Raw genomic sequence first — 19,101 nt, 5'->3', positions numbered from 1 at the left:
GTACTAAAGGTAAGGAAATTATAAAATTACTATCCTTTATTTTATATTTTTTAATATGAAAATATAATAATACCTTTGATTTATAGCTAATTTAAATTTCCTAGACAGTAAAAAAATGCCTAAAGGTAATCCTCTAGGCATAAATAAATACACTACAAAATAACCTTATCTTTCAGCTTTACGCTGCAGGAATTAGCACCACATATGCTTATGATTCATATCGGTTGCTGGGTTTCATCGGGCCAGTCCCTCCACCTCTCTTGATAAGAGAAATATTCATTTTTATCAATTATATCCTAATTAATACATTTTGTAAATAAATTTACACAGATAAACTTTCTACTTTTTCATTATATCTGTTACTTCTCGTTTTATTAATAAGAACTCTTCAGTTAATTTAGTTTCTTCTCCTCTTTCTTTTGGAAGGTTAACCTTAACTTCCCCTTTTATAACTGCTGGTTTTTCAGAAATAACATAAACCCTATCTGAAAGTAATACTGCTTCATCTACATCATGAGTTATTAAAAGTATTGTAGAGTTCATATTCTTTTTTATATCTAAAAGCCATTGTTGCATATTACTTCTTGTTATAGAATCTAATGCACCAAAAGGTTCATCTAAAAGCATAATATCATTTGAAGTTAGATAAGTTTGAAGGAAATTTGCTCTTTGTTTCATTCCCCCTGAAAGCTTATTGGGATATTTATTTTGGAAACCATTTAATCCAAAGGTACCTATATACTTTTCAACTTCTTTTCTTGCATTCTTCTTATCCATTCCCTTAAATACAAGAGGAGTAGCTATATTATCAACAACCTTTTTCCATGGTACCATCATGTCCTTTTGGTACATATAACTTACATCCCCATTAACTCTCTTTTCTCCTGAGTCAAACTTAATTAAATTAGTTATAATATTAAAAATAGTACTCTTTCCACTTCCTGAAGGACCAACTATAGATACCAATTCCCCTTCATTAACCTCTATATTAATATCCTTTAAAATTACCATGTTATCAAAAGATTTTGATATTCCTCTAAGCAGTATTTTATTCTGGTAAGAACTCATTTGTATAAGCCTCGCTTGCTTTCATATCTTTGTTTATTAATTTGTACTCCAACATAAATTGAGTATAATTATCCCATACACTATCCTTCATTTCTCCCCATCTATTTGCATCTGATTTATATTCTTTAGCTAAGAACTTTTGACTTTCTACAGCTAAATCCTTATCTATTTCAGGTACTTCCTTAACTAAAATTTCAGCTGATTCTTCAGGGTTATTAATTGCAAATTCATATCCTTTTGAAGTTGCCTCCATAAACTTCTTAACCATGTCACTCTTTTCATTTAAAGTGCTTTCTGATGAAGCAATAATTGGAGTATAGTAATCTAATCTTTCATCCAATTCTCTTAATGGAATATAATTAATATCAAAGTTTCTAAGCTTTGCAGATATATTAGTCCACCCTTCAAAAGTCCATTCAAAATCTAAGTTATTCTTAGTTGCAATAAAGAAATCTTCAGTTCCTACATCAACTGTAGTTAGTTTTGAAAAATCTGCTCCTGCCTTTTCCATAACAGCTTGAAGAATAGCCTTTTCACTAGGGCCTCCAAAGCCTCCATAAACCTTTCCTTCAAAGTCTTTTACTGTTTCTATATTCTTCTCCTTAGGAGATGCAAAACCTGATGTATTATGTTGTATTATTGTTGCAATAGCCTTAACAGGCATTGGTGAATCAGATGTTCTTGCATAAGTTAAATCCTCTTGATATGTTATTGCAAAATCACCTTTCCCAGCTGCAACAAGTTGAAGCGATGATCCTTCTGAGGGTTGTATTATTTCTACATCTAGCCCTAACTCTTTAAAATATCCCTTTTCTTTTGCTACATATATACCTGTGTGGTTAGTATTAGGCGTCCAGTCTAAAATAACCTTAACCTTTTCTAACCCCTCTTCTCCCTCACTTTTCTTTGATGCTCCACATCCTGACAACATCATTATTGAAGCTAATGCCATTGATATTATTGATACCATTCTTCTTTTTTTCATATTATTCTCCTCCATCCTTTATCTTTTTGTTCCATGGTGTAACTAATCTTTCTACTAAGCCTATCATAAAGAAAATAGCCATACTTAATATAACTATTATTACAATGGCCCCAAACATCTTATCTAGTGCATAAGCACTCCTTGCCCTGGTCATATATACACCTAGTCCCTTATCTCCTCCCAGCCATTCTCCAATCACTGCCCCCATTATACTGTAGGTTGCAGCAATTCTAACACCAGAAAAGAAATTAATTATCCCATATGGTAGCTTTAAATGAGTAAATATTTTAAACTTAGATGCACCCATAAGTTTAAAATGATTAATAAAATCCTTATCTACATTTTCTAACCCATCTGAAATGCTAATTACAATTGGGAAGAAACACACTATTACAACTACTATAATTTTAGGTAATGCTCCAAAACCAAACCATATTATAAATAAAGGTGCTAAAGCTATAACTGGCACTGTTTGAGATACTACAAGCAGTGGGTATAACCCCTTCTTTATAAATGGTACCAAATCCATTATTATTGCTAAAATAAGTGCTAATACTATAGCGATAATAAAACCTACTAAACTCTCATACAGTGTAGCTATAATATGTGGAAGCAGGGTATTAAAATCTTTAACTATTGCTTTAACAATGTCTGTAGGTGCTGGCATTATATACTTTTCAACTCTACCTAACTCTATTACACCTTCCCATATAGCTAAGAAAACTAACAGGAAAACCAATGGTACTAACTTGTTACTAATTCTTTTTATTTTATCCAAAACTCCCCCTCCTTCTCTTTAGTATATTTATCCATACTATACTTTTCTGAAAAGTAAAAAAAGCATAGTACTTCCTAATCTGAAAATACTATGCGTTAGATAACTATTTATTATACATGTTTTATCTTCCTACGTTGGCATTATCCAAATCAGGTCATGGGTCGAATAACTTATTCCTCTCAGGCTACCTCTTAAGCCTCCCCAGATAAATCTTTTCTTGTTTAATTTTACTATTCCATATTAACCCTTATTGCTTTATTAGTCAATAATTAATAATCATTGTCCATTAGTTTTCTCCAATTTTCCATTATTATCGACTTAATATCATCCCTTTTCAAAAGCTTAGAAATATCATTTACAACTCTCTTAACTTCACTTGGATATCCATAAACTCCATTAACCCACTCTAATGCTGTTGGCCCATCTGTTTCAGAAAGGAGTTTATCTAAAGGAATACGCTTTAATACCTCCTCTGTAACCTTAGAATATCCTATATCAACACTTATAGTAAAATAACACCCAAGCTTTATAAATTTATCTAATATGTCTAAATCTCCACTGTACCAATGAATAATAACTTTATTATAGTTATTATCACTTAAAATATTATAAATTTCTTCCTCTGCTCCCTTGGTATGAAGTGATACTATCTTATCTCTCTTTATACTCTCTTCTAGTATAAACTTAAATATTTCCCTTTGCTTAGGAAAAGTATTCTTATCTTCCACCCAGACATAATCTAATCCAATTTCACCAATGAATTTACTTTCTTCTATGTAGGGAATCAGTTCCTCTAACTCTCCAGAAAAACTTCCAGCTCTCCATGGATGAATACCAAAACAAGGAATTATATACTCACTTCTCTTTCCATACTCCTTATTTAAAAGATAACTATCTATATCCATACTATTAGCTAAAGTAAGTATTTTATTTTTATTAATATCTTCAATAGCCTTATCTATGTCCTCCTTAAAAAAATCTAAATGTGTATGACCATCTATATATTTGAAATCTCCTTTTATTTTCAAATTATTCCCCCCAAATCTCTATATTTATAATGTTTTTTAATTCTCTAGATGTGAATAAAGAGAAATCGCAAAGCAATTTCTCTTGAAAATTCTTATTATCTTTATTTAGTAAAGTTAATATTTTAAAAGTAATAGTATTATTGAAATAATACTACATCCTAAACTAATAATCATTATGTAATTTACACTTTGTTGAACTGTTAATCCTTTTTCTTCAAGTCTATAGTGCATTTGACTTCTATCTGCTTGATAAACTGGCTTCCCTTCAGTGAATCTTTTAAATATAACAAATAGGTTATCAAAAATAGGAACTGCCAAAGCTAATATTGGTATAAATAAGCTCATTATTGTAGCTTGTTTAAATGCACCATCAATAGCTATTATACTTAATAGAAATCCAATCACATTAGCTCCTGAATCTCCCATGAAAACCTTAGCTGGATACCTGTTATATTTTAAAAATCCTAAAATTGCCCCTCCAAGTATAATTGATAATATTCCAGAATCACCTTGTTTTAACACAATTGCTGCAACAAAGAAGGTCATTGAGGATATTAAAGATATTCCTCCCGCTAGTCCATCCATTCCATCAGACCAATTTATAACCGTAGTAACACCAAATATCCAAGTTATAGTTAAGATAAATTGAACCCACTCAGGTAAAGATACATATATTCCAGTTAAAGGATTAGTAAACCCTAAAAAAACTACACCTGACTTATAAACTAAAATAGCTGCAAATATCTGTACTATTAATCTTGGATATATAGGAAATTCCTTTCCCCTAGATTTATAATAATCATCTACTAATCCAATTCCTAAAATTAAAGTGGTAGATACAAATACCCATATATATTCACTATTCTTTATTCCAAGCCACCTAAACATAATAAAGCTGACAATAAAGAACCCTAGGTAAATTCCTACCCCACCACAAAGAGGTATCTCTCCTCTGTGCTTCTTTCTTTCTGTAGGCTTATCTGTAAATCCAACTTTTAACGCAATTTTCATTAATTGAGGTATAACTAAATACACAATTAAAAAAGTTGCCAGTAATGCTATTATATAATGTTGTATATTAAATTGCATTATAAACTCTTCTCCTTAACGTTTTCTGTCATTATACTTTAAGGTCACAATACACTTCGCCGTATACTTACATAAGAATTATACTATTATGTAGTTTTTTAATCAATTACAAAAAAATTAATATTACATACCTTTTCACCTAAATAATAGAATATATCACACTATTAAATAATAAAAAGAGACACTTTCGTGTCTCTTTCTTCTATCCTCTTTGTTCAAGCATACTTTTAACTTTCATTAGTCTTGTTGTAGCTGATCTTTCATTTTCATCAAGCTTCATTCTAATGTATTTAATAGTTTCTTGTAATTGAGGAATTGTCATATATTCAAGAGCATTAACTCTTCTTCTAGTCTTTTCTATTTCATCTGCCATAAGTTGGCATGACTTTTCTACTTCTGCAAGTTCTAGTAATTTAGGAAGTATTCCATAAAGCTTAGCTATTGCATCATCTAGTTCTGAAGAAGTATTTGCAAAACCATAAGGATAAATGCTTCCCTCATCCCCCTCAAGTTGCCTCTTGAAGTTCATTACAGGTACATTTACACTCATAATGTTCTTTTCCCCTACTTCAACTGAAATATGCTCTTTAGGATATGCAACTGCTTCCTCTAAGAATTCTGAACTCATTACAGCTCTTGCCATAACAAAGTCTTTTAAAGAACCTTCTAATTGTCCTTCAACTTCTGCTCTTAGAGTGTTGTTGTATTTAACAAGGTTAATAAATTGTCTCATTAACTCATCTTGCTTATCCTTAAGAAGCTTATGACTTCTTGTAGATGTTGCTAACTTTTTCTTAAGTCTAGTAAGCTCCATTCTAGTAGGATTGACATTTAATTTTGCCATAGACTATTCTTCCTCTCTTGGCATATATTTTTCAAGGTATTCATCTCTAATTCTCTTAAGTTCAGTTCTAGGAAGCATCTTTAATAACTTCCATCCTAAATTTAATGTCTCTTCGATAGTTCTGTTTGTTTCAAATCCTTGTGAAACATACTCACTTTCAAAAGCTTCTGCAAACTTAGCAAGCTTCTTATCTGTATCAGATAATGCTGATTCTCCTAAGATTGCTGATAATTCTTTTGCTTGCTTACCTTGAGAATATGCTGCGAATAATTGGTTCATAGTATCTGCATGGTCTTCTCTTGTCTTTCCTTTACCAATACCCTTATCCTTAAGTCTTGATAATGAAGGTAAAACATCGATTGGTGGTGTTACACCTTTCTTATATAATTCTCTTGAAAGAATTATTTGCCCCTCAGTGATGTATCCAGTTAAGTCTGGAATTGGGTGAGTCTTATCATCTTCAGGCATTGTAAGTATTGGAATTTGTGTAATGGAACCTTCTTTACCTCTAAGTCTTCCTGCTCTTTCATATAATGTTGAAAGGTCAGTATAAAGATAACCTGGGTAACCTCTTCTACCTGGAACTTCCTTTCTAGCTGCAGAGATTTCTCTTAGAGCTTCTGCATAGTTTGTTATATCTGTCATAATTACAAGAACGTGCATTCCTTTTTCATAAGCTAAATATTCAGCTGCAGTTAATGCCATTCTTGGAGTAGCTATTCTTTCGATAGCTGGGTCAGATGCAAGGTTCATGAATAGAACTGATCTATCGATAGCACCTGTTGCCTTAAATTCATCTACGAAGAATTGAGCTTCTTCGAATGTTATACCTATAGCTGCAAATACAACAGCAAACTTAGAATCAGAGTTTAAAACTTTTGCTTGTCTTGCGATTTGTGCAGCTAGTTGTGCATGAGGTAGCCCTGATGCAGAGAACACTGGTAACTTTTGTCCTCTAACTAGTGTATTTAATCCATCAATAGCAGAGATACCAGTTTGAATAAATTCTGATGGATAATCTCTAGCCATCGGGTTTATAGCTTCACCATTTATATCTACTCTCTTTTCAGGAATTATGTTTGGACCGTCATCATTTGGTCTACCCATTCCATCAAAGACTCTTCCTAGCATATCTTCTGACACACCAAGTTCAAGCGGTCTACCTAAGAATTTAACCTTAGTTTCCTTTAAGTTAATTCCTGTAGAACCTTCGAAAATCTGTACCATTGCTCTTGAACCATTAACTTCAAGAACTTTACCTCTTCTCATTTCCCCAGTGTGAAGTTTAATTTCAACTAATTCATCGAATTTAACTCCTTCAACACCTTCAACAACCATTAAAGGTCCAACTACTTCAGTAACTGTTTTATATTCCTTAAGCATCTAGAACCCCTCCTTCGCTGATTAACTTATCGATCTCAGCTTTTAGGTCAATGCTGATTTGATCTATCTTGTTTAGTTCTTCTTCATGGATGTACTTACTTCTTGCAATTCTATCTCTTACTTCATCAAGAGCTAAAATCTTATTTAAGTAAACACCTGCTTCTAAAGCTCTTTCTGCTTCAACCTTGAATGATAATATAAGATTTAACATCTTATATTGCTTATCTAATGAAGCATAAGTATCAACTTCATGGAAAGCATTTTGTTGTAAGTAATCTTCTCTGATTGACTTAGCAACTTCTAACTTTAATCTATCCTTTTCTGATAATGCATCTATACCAACAAGTCTTACGATTTCTTGAAGGTTAGCTTCCTCTTGTAGAAGTGACATAGCTTCTCCTCTTAATCTTGACCAGTCATCTGATACATTTTCATTCATCCAAGCATCAATCTTATCTCCATATAATGAGTATGATGTTAACCAGTTAATTGATGGGAAGTGTCTTTGATAAGCTAGTTGTGCATCTAGTCCCCAGAATACCTTAACTATTCTAAGTGTAGATTGTGTAACTGGTTCAGAAATGTCTCCTCCTGGAGGTGATACCGCACCGATAGCAGTAATAGCTCCTTCTCTACCATCTTTACCTAAGCAAATAACCTTACCAGCTCTTTCATAATAGTCAGCAAGTCTTGATCCAAGGTAAGCTGGGTAACCTTCATCACCAGGCATTTCTTCAAGTCTACCAGACATTTCTCTTAAAGCTTCTGCCCATCTTGAAGTTGAGTCAGCCATAATTGATACTGAGTAACCCATATCTCTGAAATACTCTGCTATTGTTATACCTGTATAGATTGAAGCTTCTCTAGCTGCAACTGGCATGTTAGAAGTATTTGCTATAAGAACTGTTCTCTTCATTAAGCTTTCTCCAGTTCTTGGGTCCTTTAGTTCTGGGAACTCATTAATAACGTCTGTCATTTCATTACCACGTTCACCACAACCAACATAAACAACTATTTCAGTATCTCCCCATTTAGCAACTTGGTGTTGAACAACTGTTTTACCAGCTCCGAATGGTCCTGGTACGGCTGCTGCACCACCCTTAGCAACTGGGAAGAATGTATCTATAACTCTTTGTCCTGTAACCATTGGAGCTACTGGATTAAGTTTTGATGCATATGGTCTACCTTTTCTTACAGGCCATTTTTGCATTAATGAAACTTCTCTATCACCAGTTTCAGTTTCTACTACGCAAACTGTTTCTTCAACTGTAAATTCACCTTCATTTATGCTCTTTACTTTACCTGAAATTCCATAAGGAACCATTATCTTATGAAGTACAACTGTAGTTTCTTGAACTGTACCTATTATGTCACCAGCAGAGACTTCATCCCCTACTTTAACTGTAGGTGTAAATGCCCATTTTTTATCTCTATTTAATGATGGAACAGATATACCTTTTGTTAAGAAACTAGACTGAGCTGCTTCCATAAATGCATCTAGTGGTCTTTGTATACCATCAAACATTGATTCTATTAGACCAGGTCCAAGTTCAACTGAAAGTGGTTCTCCAGTTGTTACAACTGGGTCTCCAGGACCTATACCAGATGTTTCTTCATATACCTGGATAGATGCTTTATCCCCTCTCATTTCGATAATTTCTCCAACAAGGCCCTTATGTCCAACCTTACATACGTCATATATATTAGCTTCATCCATTCCTTCAGCAACTACCAAAGGTCCAGAAACTTTAATTATCTTTCCGGTCTTCAAACTTACCAACCTACCTTCCTATAAAATATTAACGCCTACAGCTTTTTCAACGTTATCGCTAATTCTTTGCATACCTATATTTAATGATCCTTGATTGCTTGGAATTAATATTACAGCAGGAAGTACCTCTCTATTGTATCTCTCAATAGTTTCTTCTATATCCTTTGCAACTTGTTCAGTCACAAATATTACTGCATAATTATTCATTGCTAATCTATCAATAGTTTTTCTTGCTTCATCAGCTTCAACTACTGGGAAAACATCAATTCCTAGAGCTTTGAAAGCTAAAACTGAATCTTTATCTCCAACAACTCCAATTTTCTTAAACATAAATATCACGCAGCCTTTCCCTTATTACTTCCTCAGCAATATTATTAAGCTTGCCAACCATTATAATTCTAACTACTTTAATTTCTGTCTCTTTAGCATAAATATATGCTAGTAAAGGCTCTCCTCCAAATGGAATCATCTTAGCTTCCTTCATCATATTCATGATATAGTTATCTACTAACTTTTCTAAAACTCCAGCTGACCCACTCTTTGTATAGTCTTCAACACCATTCTTAAGTACATCTGCATAATCAGTATGGCTTAACTTACTAAAAATATTTTCATTAGCATCATTAAGCAGTGATACTAATACATCCTTATCAATCTTTCCACCATCAATTAATACAGATAATAAGAATTCTCTACCTTTATTTTGTTTCTTTACTCTTAAAAGAGTTTTTACATTAGTTAAATCTATTTGAGCTTTAACATATTTTTCTGTAAAGGTATCATTCAATTCTTTAGCAACATGCTTCATTTCTTCAAACATATATTTATCTAAAATAACATCAATTCTTTGAGGGTCCTTCTTAGAGTTAAAATCATTTATAGCTTCTTCCACTGCTTCTCTCATAATTGGATTTAAATCGCCAAAGCTATTTGTTTCTATAATTACCTTTAGCTTTGATGCTTCTATTGATCCAACATGTATTAACATATTAGAAAAATCTTTTTGAAGAAACATTCCTTTAAGAATTACTTTTATATTATGATAGTCATACTTCATACTCATGATATCAACTAACTCTTTACAAGGAGTCATGTCATACATCTCATGATATACTCTCTTAAGTTCATCACTTAGTACAGCCTCATAATCTTCTGCTCTTTTTGCACCACTCATAACATTTGAATACTCAGTTTCTCCAAGTACCCTTAATGCTTCATCAGCAGATTTAGAATCTATCATTCTATCTAACTTGGCTTTATCAAGGAGTCTGGTTTCTAATACTCTAAGTCTTGGTATAACTTGAGTAAATTGCATTATATCCATTACTTATCCTCCTTAATTAAATAATTCATTTGCCACTTCAAACTCTAATTCATCCTTTAATGAGCTTACTAAAGCTTCAAAAGTATTATTTATTTCTATTCCACCTTTTTCAAGGATAAATCCACCCTTAAAGTTACCTACTTCTGTACTTATAGTTAATAAACCTTTTTTACCTTTTGAAGTAAGTTCTTTATTTATATCATCTAATAATGTGTTATCAACTAAACTCTTACCTTTTTCATTTAGAATTAGCTTTTCATCTCCAGCTATCCCAAGTGTAAGAATACTTTCTTTAATAAAAGTTTTATATTCCGCATCGCTTAACTTACATAATTCATCAACACTTTTATTAAATACTTCTTCAATGATAGCTTGCTTAGCCTTAAGCTTTTCATTTCTAGCCTTTAATTCAGCTCCAGAAATAGCTCTTTCTTTTCTTGTTTGAGCTTCGCTTTTTGCCTTCTCTATCATCTCAGCTTCTAGTGCCTTAGCTTCCTTATTTCTTTTTTCAATTATAGAAGCTTTTTCACTTTCAGCCTTAGCTAAAATACTGTCCTTTCTTTCTTCTGCATCCTTAAGGATTTTAGAAGTCAGATTACTTATATTTGACATAGCTTCACTTCCCCAATCCTAGAATAATTGAACTACTAACATGATTGATATAACGAATCCTAATAGTGCATATGTTTCAACCATTGCTGTTAAAACGATACCCTTTGTGTTATGTTCTGGCTTTTTAGCTAAGATTTGAACTGCAGAAGCTGCCGCTTTACCTTGAGCTATACCTGAGAATAAACCTGCTATACCAACTGGTAAACATGCGCATAATAAGTACATACCTTGTGCTAATGTAGTAGTAGTGCTTAATTGGAATAATACCATTAACCCAACAACGAAACCATAAAGACCTTGTGTACCTGGTAATAATTCAAGAATTAAAGCCTTACCAAACTTTTCTGGTTGTTCTGTAAGTAATCCAGAAACCGCTTGACCTGCTATACCAACACCCTTAGCTGAACCTATACCTGATAAACCTACTGCTAATGCAACACCTAAGCCTCCTAAAACGAAGCCACCAAAATTTTCTGATAAATATTGAATCCAAGTCATTTCCATTATAAAAATCCTCCTAATCTTTCTTTACATTAATGTATTTATTTTGTGTCTTAAATGGAGAGAATGCTTTTCCTCCACCTTCATAGAATTTTCCAAAGTACTCAACATACTGTAATCTACATGTATGAACATATGCTCCAAGTAAACCTAGTGCAAGGTTAAATATATGACCAAATACGAATATTACTGGTGCAAATAAAATTCCTGCAACTCCAGGAATCATACCCATTATCATGTTAAATGCTCCTGCAAGCGATCCACCTGCAAGACCAAGTGCCATAAGTCTTGTATATGAAACTAAGTCTCCAACATAACCTGTAATACCATAAAGTGCATATGCACCTTGACCTAATTGAGCTCCTCTTGTTTTTTCTTCTCTACCACCTGTTAATACAATTACAACCATACCAAAAATCATAAATCCGATTGCTATATTTTTAACTAATGGTGATAAACCTAACATACCCGAACCTAAAACTAAAGCTACTGATACTAAAGTAATTACCCAAGCCCCTACATCATAGAAGGCATCCTTAGGTTTTCCTGCCTTAAGTAACATGTATGCTTTAATTCCTAAACCAAAGAATATTTGAACTGCTCCAAATATTACTGAAACAATTAATATGGTTGTAACATCCTTATTAGGATCCACTAATTTCCAAGGCATTTCTATAATACCTCCAAAGAATGAACCATAAAGTATTCCAAATCCAATAATAGGGTAACTTAAGTAATAGAAGAACTTAGCAAACTTTCTTGTTCCTTCATCTAAATTAAAGGCCTTAAGCGCCACTAAAGTTACTATTAACTGAATTAATCCATACCCTATATCTGCTACCATCATACCAAAGAATAATAAGTAGAATGGTGTAACAAACGGAGTTGGGTCTATTTCATCATATCTAGGAGTAGCATACATCTCAGTAATATTTTCAAAGGAACTATTTAATTCATTATTCTTAAGTTTTACTGGAACCTTATCTATTTCCTCATCTTTAACATCTTCAAATGTTAAATAATAATCTTCTCCTAAAGCTTCTTTTATGATAGCTTTTAATTTTTCATTATCCTCAACTGCTAACCAACCTTGAAGGACAGTAATATTTTCTGTTCTCAAGAAATTACCTATAGCATTTTTTCTATCTACAAGGTTTGTATAATATTCATTAGCAGCTTCTAGCTTATGATAGCCTACTTCAAAACCAGACAATTCTTCTTGAACAAAGAACTTCTTTGAATCTAGTTTAGCTATTGTATCCATATTATCATGCATGACTTTAATTGGCGTTTCTTTTACATCTGTCTTAAATTGACTAAAGCCAAACCCTCTTAACTTATCACTTACTTCCTCTTTATGCTCTTCTCCGCATATTACTAAGAAAAACATATCCTGATTGTTTCTAGATATAATTTCTAGATAATAATCATTCATTTCAGCAACTAAAGTGTCTTCATACTGCTTTGGTACACTTCCTATGAAATAAGGAGTTTTAATTGAAGACAATTCTTCAAAAGAAACATCTAAGCCTTCCCATGGTTTTAAGGATTCAACAATAGATTGTAGTTTAGTTTTTTCGCCTTCTAAACTTGCTATTACCTCTTCCTTTTCTTTAACTTTTTTATAAACTTCTTCCCAGTTATTGCTCATAACTTCTGTTTCAAGTTCTTTTAAAGTTAATTGTCTCTTTCCTTCCTTCATAGCCTTTATCACTGACTTTTGAGGAATATAATCTTTTAGAAATTCAAGGGCAAATTTAGTCATAGATAACTTTTCTTCACACCCTGCAAACTCTGAATCATCCTTATCCTTTGAAAGGTCACTAAACACTTCATTTTCTTCTAAAAAAGAAGCATCTTGAAGATTTACAAATTCAGTTTCTGCAAATCCCTGTAATCTTTCTAGAATTCTCGTTTTTTGTGATTCAAAGGCAAGCAAAGTGAACTTATTCATCTTAACAATTGCCATTTGCTTTCACAATCCTCTCAACTACTAATTTAACAGCATTATTCTTTTTATCATCAGAGATATTATAAATATTCTCAGACTCTTGCTTTCCTTTTTCTAAAATAGGCTCAGCTACCTTATTACCTTCTGCTAAAGCATTTTCCATGACTCTATTACATTCTTCCTTTGCAGCACTAATTACCTCATTGTATTTTTGTTCTGCTTCTTCTGAAGCTTTTTGAACAATTTCTTTAGATTTTAATGTTGCTTCTTTAATCATTTCATCAGCTTTTGCTTCTGCACTTTTAATCTCATTTATTGCTTCTAATGCCAAAAATATCACCACCTTTATGCACACCATGTAATAAAATATGAATAAAATATGAATTAGTACTTTATATAGTATTAATTACTTTTTACCAATTCTATTATACACTGTTTTAAGAGTTTTTCAACACCTTTATCATTTAATTGTTCATATTTTTTTACATTTTTCGATATATGTAAACAATATCAACATTGAAAACTCTACCATCTTAAATTTGGATATATGAATTAAATTTTTATAATTTCACAATTGTTACCAATTAAATAAAAGCATTCTTTTTTTATAATTTTCCCTGTATTTAAATACTCATTTATATCTATATCAAACTTTTCAATTTGGTAATCTTTAAATGAATATCTTTCTCTAAGTTTATCCTTTATTTGAAGTTCCAATTGTTTATCTATATTCGATTTAATAAAATCAGGCATTCCTCTTCTTTTATTAAAAGATAGATAATCATATTTAATAATATCCTTAAGATAGCTTTCATCACCATTTAATATTTCCATATTAAAATCTAAAAATACCTTATAATATTCTGTATTTCCTATATTTCTATTAAAATATCCTTTTGACTCAAAATAATCCCCTAAATCATAAAAGAAATCAAAGGGTGTTTCATACTTTTCATAGAAAAATTTCAATGTATTGTTAAATTTTTGACTGTTATAATATTTATCGACCATTTCTTCTACTTTTTTTAGCCTAATCATTTCTTTATATGAGACTTTATCTGTTTTTATTATTTCATAAGGAGGATAGGGAGAATAAACCATTCCATATTTTTCTGCTTCTTCCCTCATAGAAGAACCTTTTAATAACTTTAAAAATCCTAATTGTATTTCCTCTGGTCTTATACTATGAACATCATTAAAAGATCTTCTAAAGGATTCATAATCCTCCCCTGGAAGACCTGCAATTAAATCTAAATGTTGCTTTATATTTCTAATAGAAAGAAGCTCAACAACCTTCTCCTTTATATCACTAAAATTAACAAATCTATTTATATTTCTTAAAACATCATCATTAGTAGTCTGTACTCCTACTTCAAATTGGAATCTTCCTTCTGGTGCATTTCTCAAAAGCTCAATTTCTTCTTTCTTTAAAATGTCCGCTGATATTTCAAAATGGAACTGGGTTTTTGTATCTTGATTAATTAAAAAATCCCAAATAGCCATTGAATATTTATGGTTACAATTAAAGGTTCTATCTACAAACTTAACCAACCTAACGCCTTTATCAATAAAGAACTGAAGTTCTGATAAAACTCTCTCTATAGAATGAAATCTAACTCCATGAGTAGTTGATGATAAACAATATTTACAATTAAAAGGACAGCCTCTGCTTCCTTCATAATAAACTATTTTATTGCTTAAATCCTCATCTTCCTCATAAGGAAATACAATCTCATCCATAGACATTAGTGGTCTACTTACATTCGATAGAACCTTATTATTTACTTTATAATGTAATCCTCTTATATCCTCTATTTCTCTTAATCCAAGCTTATATTCTACAAACTCTCTATAAGTTTTTTCACCTTCTCCTTCAATTACATAGTCACCCTCAAACTCACTAAGAAAAACCCTACTATCATAAGAAACTTCAGGTCCTCCATAAAGCACCTCAATATTAGGATCTACAAGCTTTATAAGATTAGAAATCCTTTCAACCATTTCCACATTCCATATGTAAGTTGAAAATGCCACTACATCTGCTTTTTCTCTTATTATCTCTTTAAGGATATTTTCTTCTCTATCATTTATTGAAAACTCCCTTATTGCACACTCATATGGCATATCCTTTGTAAATGCTTTTAAATATCTAACAGCTAAGTTACTGTGAACAAACTTCGAATTTAAAGCTGTAAGTAAAATTTTCATTCTTATTCCTCCTAAAGTTAATCAATTATTTTCTTTGCTTTAATAAAGAAAATATCTTCCCAAACTTTAGTTTCTTCTATTTTGCAATATTTTTCAAGGATTTTTTTAACTTCCTCAAAAGAACATGTTAATAAAGGATTATAATTTTTAAATTCTATTTCCTTTACCTTTTCATTTGGAAGAATAACCTTAACTTTATTATCTACTATTTTTCCTCTTTCCTTATTAATGTCCCATACATATATCTCTCCATTCTTGTTTAAATATTGAGATATCTCTTTTATTATTCTCTCCTTTTTTCTGCTTCCCCACACTTTATTTAAATTAAAGAAAAATGTGCAAGCTCCATACTTCCTATGCTTTAATAAACTCTTATTCTCTCCATCTACATAATCTACAGATATTTCATCATCTATCTCTTTTGAAATGTTATATATTATTCCTGTTATGTCTCCAGCAACATCTAATATATCTCCTTCAATAACTATATCTTTCATATTTATAACCAATGTTTTTCCCATAAAATCACCTCTCAAAATTATATTACCATAATTTTACATAATGTAAAACTAATATAACTCTAATGGTTTCTTTTTTTACAAACTAACAAATAAAGGAACCAAAGCAGCAGCCAGGTCCCTTATTAATTACTTTATTCCTTTTTTTTACTCATTTTATACACAACTATCATTAATATTGCAAAAGCCAATAAAAATACAAATACCCATACTACAACAGGTAATGTAAATCCAAGGATACCTTCCTTAGCTTTTATATTATAAACGCACCCAATTCCACTATCTAAAATTAAAAATTCATTGCCATTAAAAATAATATCCTCCACAAAACTCTCATTGCTTACCTTAAGAACTTTTTTATATACATTATTCTTATCTAAGGCTCCTATAACATTTTCACTCTTATCCCAAAAGACCATTGTGTCCTTACCAAAAACCAACCCATTTTTATCTATAGCTAACTCTTTTAAAGCATCAACTGATGTATGTTGATAAATTGGTCCAAGAGGTGACTTCTTTGGATATGTTTTTAGTAATGGCTTTATAATTTCATCACCTTTAAATCTAGGAGATGAAATATTATCTCCTCCACTAAAATCAGGGAATCCATACCATTCATTCTTTTTCAGCTCATATATATAGTCCTTGTCCCTTTTTACAGGTCTTATTCCCTCATCCTTCATTCCACTAAAAATAGCCATAATATTATTTTCCGAATTAATATCAATGCCAGATATTCCTCTAATTCCACAGGCATAAAGCTCTAATGATCCACTTTCTAATGAAATCTTATAAACAGTTCCATTACCTATAGGAGAACTTTTAATCCCCTCCCCCTGTTCAGATTTTATTCCATTACCTTTAAAAGCTCCTGTACCATCAATATTTATTCCATTTAAAGTTAAATCTATTGGAGTTCTATCAAAATCATCTCCCTCTGATATTCCAGAGTTAGTTACTGATCCTATTGTTATATATGATTCCTTATCTGTAATTAATAGTTTTCTATCTATTCCATTTCCCCCCAGAGGAATATTATCAACTAATACTTGTACCGTACTATCACTTAACAAAAATTTATTTAATCTACTATCAGAAATAAAGTATAAAGCTCCATCCTTATAGGCTAAATCTTCAATTTTTAGGTTCTTATCCTTATAAATAAGCTTTTCCTTACCATCGTTATCAATTTGTTTAATAGAATCATCAAAGGCTATGTACATAATACCATTCTCATCTAAGGCTATAGCTCTAGAGTTTTCTACTCCTTTTGTTATTATAGTACAATCTATATCATCCTTAAGAATATCCAAATTATATTTATCTGACACTTTATAAGTAATAAAAGCTAACGTAACTATAATTATAGACATCAAACAAAACTTAAGAAATTTCTTCATAACTATCCCCCTCATTATCACTCTATAAATTTATATTTTTTTAACCCCAAAATATAACCCTATTATTGAAAATTATATTCTTAATGCTATACTAGAAGATAATCATTAATAAAGGAGGAAAATTTATGAAAGACCCACGATTTACTAAACTAGCCCACAACTTAATAAATTATTCCTGTAGGCTTAAAGAGGGAGAAAAAGTTTTAATAGAAGGTATAGGTGATTGCGAAGCATTAGTTAAAGAATTAGTTAAAGAAGCTTATAAAGCAAAAGCTATACCTCTAGTTACCTTAAAAAATAAAGAAGTAGATAGAGAAATTTTAATGGGAGCTTCTAAAGAACAGTTAGAATTAATGGCTAAATATGAAGCTGCTAGAATGTCAGATATGGATGCTTACATAGGAATAAGAGCAGGACAAAACTCTGCTGAAACATCAGATGTTCCATCAGAAAAACTTTCTTTATATAGTAAATATTTTGCTAACCCAGTTCATGGAGAAATTAGAGTCCCTAAAACTAGATGGGTTGTTTTAAGATACCCTAACTACTCAATGGCTCAAGCTGCAAATATGAGTACAGAAGCTTTTGAGGATTATTACTTTAATGTTTGTAACTTAGACTACTCAAAAATGTCTAAAGCTATGGATAAGTTAGTAGCTTTAATGGAGAGAACTGATAAAGTTAGGTTAACAGCTGAAGGTACAGATTTAACTTTCTCAATAAAGGATATTCCTGCAATTAAATGTGCCGGAGAAGCTAACATTCCTGATGGTGAAGTTTATACAGCTCCTGTTAAGAACTCTGTTAATGGTACAATAACATATAACACTCCATCACTTAGAGAAGGATTTACATATGAAAATGTAAAACTTACTTTCAAAGACGGAAAGATTGTTGAAGCTACAGCTAATGATACTGAAAGAATCAACAAGGTATTTGACATTGATGAAGGAGCAAGATATGTTGGTGAGTTTGCTATAGGTGTAAATCCTTACATCCTAGAACCAATGAAGGATACTTTATTCGATGAAAAGATAACTGGTTCTATTCACTTTACACCAGGTGCTTCCTATGATGATGCCTTTAATGGAAATAAATCTGCTCTTCACTGGGATCTAGTTCTTATACAAAGACCTGAATACGGTGGAGGAGAAATTTACTTTGATGATGTTTTAATAAGAAAAGATGGATTATTTGTAATAGAAGAATTAAAATGTTTAAATCCAGAAAATCTTATCTAAATAAATGGCTCTGCTTTTGCAGAGCTTTTTATTTTAATCTATTCAATTTTACAACTCACAAACTAATATTCATATCTAGATATCTTAATTAGCCAATCCCCATTTAAATAATGATATATTTATATATTGTTATATTTATAATTTCTTATTTTTTTGCCACAAAAGAATTTATCTTAGAAAAATTCTTTTAAAAGATATATAAGTAATATAAATAATATTATTTTTATTATTTATATTATCCAACACTATTAATGAATCATTGACACGAAAAGATCTTACCAACTCCTCAATCACATTCTGAATAACAAATAAAAAACTCAATCACATTAACCAGCTCTCTTATATTTATTATCAATCCTATTTCTTTTTATCTTTTTTATTCCTCTTGCTCTTCTTATCT

Annotated in this window: 18 protein-coding genes and 2 riboswitches; of the genes, 1 reads left to right on the top strand and 17 read right to left on the bottom strand. The window is 31.3% G+C overall.

All coding sequences use genetic code 11. The features are described 5' to 3' along the window. Positions 1 to 162: 162 nt before the first annotated feature. A riboswitch (SAM riboswitch) is annotated at positions 163 to 270 on the bottom strand. Between the two features lie 69 nt (positions 271 to 339). The 17 genes from KIB46_RS13465 to KIB46_RS13385 all read right to left on the bottom strand — a co-directional run bounded on the left by KIB46_RS13465 (position 340) and on the right by KIB46_RS13385 (position 17,460). Continuing rightward, positions 340 to 1,068, bottom strand: coding sequence for an ABC transporter ATP-binding protein (locus tag KIB46_RS13465; protein ID WP_291672558.1), 729 nt, complete (start codon positions 1,066 to 1,068; stop codon positions 340 to 342). After that, positions 1,049 to 2,053: an ABC transporter substrate-binding protein gene (locus tag KIB46_RS13460; protein ID WP_156562958.1), complete on the bottom strand. Its 1,005-nt coding sequence runs from the start codon at positions 2,051 to 2,053 to the stop codon at positions 1,049 to 1,051. Before KIB46_RS13460 ends, KIB46_RS13465 begins: the two co-directional genes overlap by 20 nt. A 1-nt stretch (position 2,054) precedes the next feature. Beyond that, a complete protein-coding gene (locus tag KIB46_RS13455) occupies positions 2,055 to 2,831 on the bottom strand; it encodes an ABC transporter permease (RefSeq protein ID WP_156562960.1) in 777 nt (258 codons plus the stop codon). A gap of 109 nt (positions 2,832 to 2,940) precedes the next feature. Then, positions 2,941 to 3,045, bottom strand: a riboswitch (TPP riboswitch). A gap of 55 nt (positions 3,046 to 3,100) precedes the next feature. Beyond that, positions 3,101 to 3,859 (bottom strand): TatD family hydrolase, encoded by a 759-nt coding sequence (locus KIB46_RS13450; RefSeq protein ID WP_291672554.1) that lies wholly within the window; start codon positions 3,857 to 3,859, stop codon positions 3,101 to 3,103. A 114-nt stretch (positions 3,860 to 3,973) separates the two neighbouring features. Next, a complete protein-coding gene (locus tag KIB46_RS13445; RefSeq protein ID WP_156562963.1) occupies positions 3,974 to 4,948 on the bottom strand; it encodes an MraY family glycosyltransferase in 975 nt (324 codons plus the stop codon). A 202-nt stretch (positions 4,949 to 5,150) separates the two neighbouring features. Next, positions 5,151 to 5,792, bottom strand: coding sequence for a V-type ATP synthase subunit D (locus KIB46_RS13440; RefSeq protein WP_027096784.1), 642 nt, complete (start codon positions 5,790 to 5,792; stop codon positions 5,151 to 5,153). A 3-nt stretch (positions 5,793 to 5,795) separates the two neighbouring features. Continuing rightward, on the bottom strand, positions 5,796 to 7,175 hold the full coding sequence (locus tag KIB46_RS13435; protein ID WP_291672549.1) for a V-type ATP synthase subunit B: 1,380 nt from the start codon (positions 7,173 to 7,175) through the stop codon (positions 5,796 to 5,798). After that, complete coding sequence (locus tag KIB46_RS13430) at positions 7,168 to 8,946, bottom strand: V-type ATP synthase subunit A (RefSeq protein WP_156558679.1); 1,779 nt, start codon at positions 8,944 to 8,946, stop codon at positions 7,168 to 7,170. The genes KIB46_RS13435 and KIB46_RS13430 overlap by 8 nt, the downstream gene beginning before the upstream one ends. An 18-nt stretch (positions 8,947 to 8,964) precedes the next feature. Next, positions 8,965 to 9,276, bottom strand: coding sequence for a V-type ATP synthase subunit F (locus KIB46_RS13425; protein ID WP_156558680.1), 312 nt, complete (start codon positions 9,274 to 9,276; stop codon positions 8,965 to 8,967). Beyond that, on the bottom strand, positions 9,269 to 10,270 hold the full coding sequence (locus KIB46_RS13420) for a V-type ATP synthase subunit C (RefSeq protein WP_156558681.1): 1,002 nt from the start codon (positions 10,268 to 10,270) through the stop codon (positions 9,269 to 9,271). The genes KIB46_RS13425 and KIB46_RS13420 overlap by 8 nt, the downstream gene beginning before the upstream one ends. 12 nt (positions 10,271 to 10,282) lie before the next feature. Further along, on the bottom strand, positions 10,283 to 10,882 hold the full coding sequence (locus KIB46_RS13415; protein ID WP_291672545.1) for a V-type ATP synthase subunit E family protein: 600 nt from the start codon (positions 10,880 to 10,882) through the stop codon (positions 10,283 to 10,285). A gap of 18 nt (positions 10,883 to 10,900) precedes the next feature. After that, positions 10,901 to 11,386, bottom strand: coding sequence for a V-type ATP synthase subunit K (locus KIB46_RS13410; protein WP_049177045.1), 486 nt, complete (start codon positions 11,384 to 11,386; stop codon positions 10,901 to 10,903). A gap of 13 nt (positions 11,387 to 11,399) precedes the next feature. After that, complete coding sequence (locus tag KIB46_RS13405; RefSeq protein WP_291672542.1) at positions 11,400 to 13,352, bottom strand: V-type ATP synthase subunit I; 1,953 nt, start codon at positions 13,350 to 13,352, stop codon at positions 11,400 to 11,402. After that, positions 13,339 to 13,665 carry an ATPase gene (locus tag KIB46_RS13400; protein WP_156558684.1) on the bottom strand — a complete coding sequence of 109 codons (327 nt, stop codon included), beginning with the start codon at positions 13,663 to 13,665 and terminating at the stop codon, positions 13,339 to 13,341. Before KIB46_RS13400 ends, KIB46_RS13405 begins: the two co-directional genes overlap by 14 nt. A 221-nt stretch (positions 13,666 to 13,886) precedes the next feature. Next, positions 13,887 to 15,542 (bottom strand): B12-binding domain-containing radical SAM protein, encoded by a 1,656-nt coding sequence (locus tag KIB46_RS13395; protein ID WP_291672540.1) that lies wholly within the window; start codon positions 15,540 to 15,542, stop codon positions 13,887 to 13,889. 17 nt (positions 15,543 to 15,559) lie between these two features. Then, a complete protein-coding gene (locus KIB46_RS13390; protein WP_291672538.1) occupies positions 15,560 to 16,063 on the bottom strand; it encodes a hypothetical protein in 504 nt (167 codons plus the stop codon). A gap of 131 nt (positions 16,064 to 16,194) precedes the next feature. Then, entirely contained in the window at positions 16,195 to 17,460 is a 1,266-nt protein-coding gene (locus tag KIB46_RS13385; protein ID WP_291672515.1) for a hypothetical protein, read from the bottom strand. A 125-nt stretch (positions 17,461 to 17,585) separates the two neighbouring features. On the opposite strand from KIB46_RS13385, the gene KIB46_RS13380 reads away from it, so the two are divergent. Beyond that, a complete protein-coding gene (locus tag KIB46_RS13380; protein WP_291672513.1) occupies positions 17,586 to 18,701 on the top strand; it encodes an aminopeptidase in 1,116 nt (371 codons plus the stop codon). Positions 18,702 to 19,101: the final 400 nt, after the last annotated feature.

The organism is Clostridium sp. (assembly GCF_018372875.1).
Classification (GTDB): Bacteria; Bacillota; Clostridia; order Clostridiales; family Clostridiaceae; genus Clostridium.
This window is presented reverse-complemented; position numbering and strand designations above follow the sequence as displayed.

What these genes read in the sequence shown, in the direction of transcription:
- KIB46_RS13415 (WP_291672545.1), bottom strand. Translation starts at nt 10,882, where the DNA reads ATGTCAAATATAAGTAATCTGACTTCTAAAATCCTTAAGGATGCAGAA.
- KIB46_RS13440 (WP_027096784.1), bottom strand. Translation starts at nt 5,792, where the DNA reads ATGGCAAAATTAAATGTCAATCCTACTAGAATGGAGCTTACTAGACTT.
- KIB46_RS13465 (WP_291672558.1), bottom strand. Translation starts at nt 1,068, where the DNA reads ATGAGTTCTTACCAGAATAAAATACTGCTTAGAGGAATATCAAAATCT.
- KIB46_RS13405 (WP_291672542.1), bottom strand. Translation starts at nt 13,352, where the DNA reads ATGGCAATTGTTAAGATGAATAAGTTCACTTTGCTTGCCTTTGAATCA.
- KIB46_RS13385 (WP_291672515.1), bottom strand. Translation starts at nt 17,460, where the DNA reads ATGAAGAAATTTCTTAAGTTTTGTTTGATGTCTATAATTATAGTTACG.
- KIB46_RS13380 (WP_291672513.1), top strand. Translation starts at nt 17,586, where the DNA reads ATGAAAGACCCACGATTTACTAAACTAGCCCACAACTTAATAAATTAT.
- KIB46_RS13460 (WP_156562958.1), bottom strand. Translation starts at nt 2,053, where the DNA reads ATGAAAAAAAGAAGAATGGTATCAATAATATCAATGGCATTAGCTTCA.
- KIB46_RS13435 (WP_291672549.1), bottom strand. Translation starts at nt 7,175, where the DNA reads ATGCTTAAGGAATATAAAACAGTTACTGAAGTAGTTGGACCTTTAATG.
- KIB46_RS13425 (WP_156558680.1), bottom strand. Translation starts at nt 9,276, where the DNA reads ATGTTTAAGAAAATTGGAGTTGTTGGAGATAAAGATTCAGTTTTAGCT.
- KIB46_RS13445 (WP_156562963.1), bottom strand. Translation starts at nt 4,948, where the DNA reads ATGCAATTTAATATACAACATTATATAATAGCATTACTGGCAACTTTT.
- KIB46_RS13410 (WP_049177045.1), bottom strand. Translation starts at nt 11,386, where the DNA reads ATGGAAATGACTTGGATTCAATATTTATCAGAAAATTTTGGTGGCTTC.
- KIB46_RS13420 (WP_156558681.1), bottom strand. Translation starts at nt 10,270, where the DNA reads ATGGATATAATGCAATTTACTCAAGTTATACCAAGACTTAGAGTATTA.
- KIB46_RS13390 (WP_291672538.1), bottom strand. Translation starts at nt 16,063, where the DNA reads ATGGGAAAAACATTGGTTATAAATATGAAAGATATAGTTATTGAAGGA.
- KIB46_RS13395 (WP_291672540.1), bottom strand. Translation starts at nt 15,542, where the DNA reads ATGAAAATTTTACTTACAGCTTTAAATTCGAAGTTTGTTCACAGTAAC.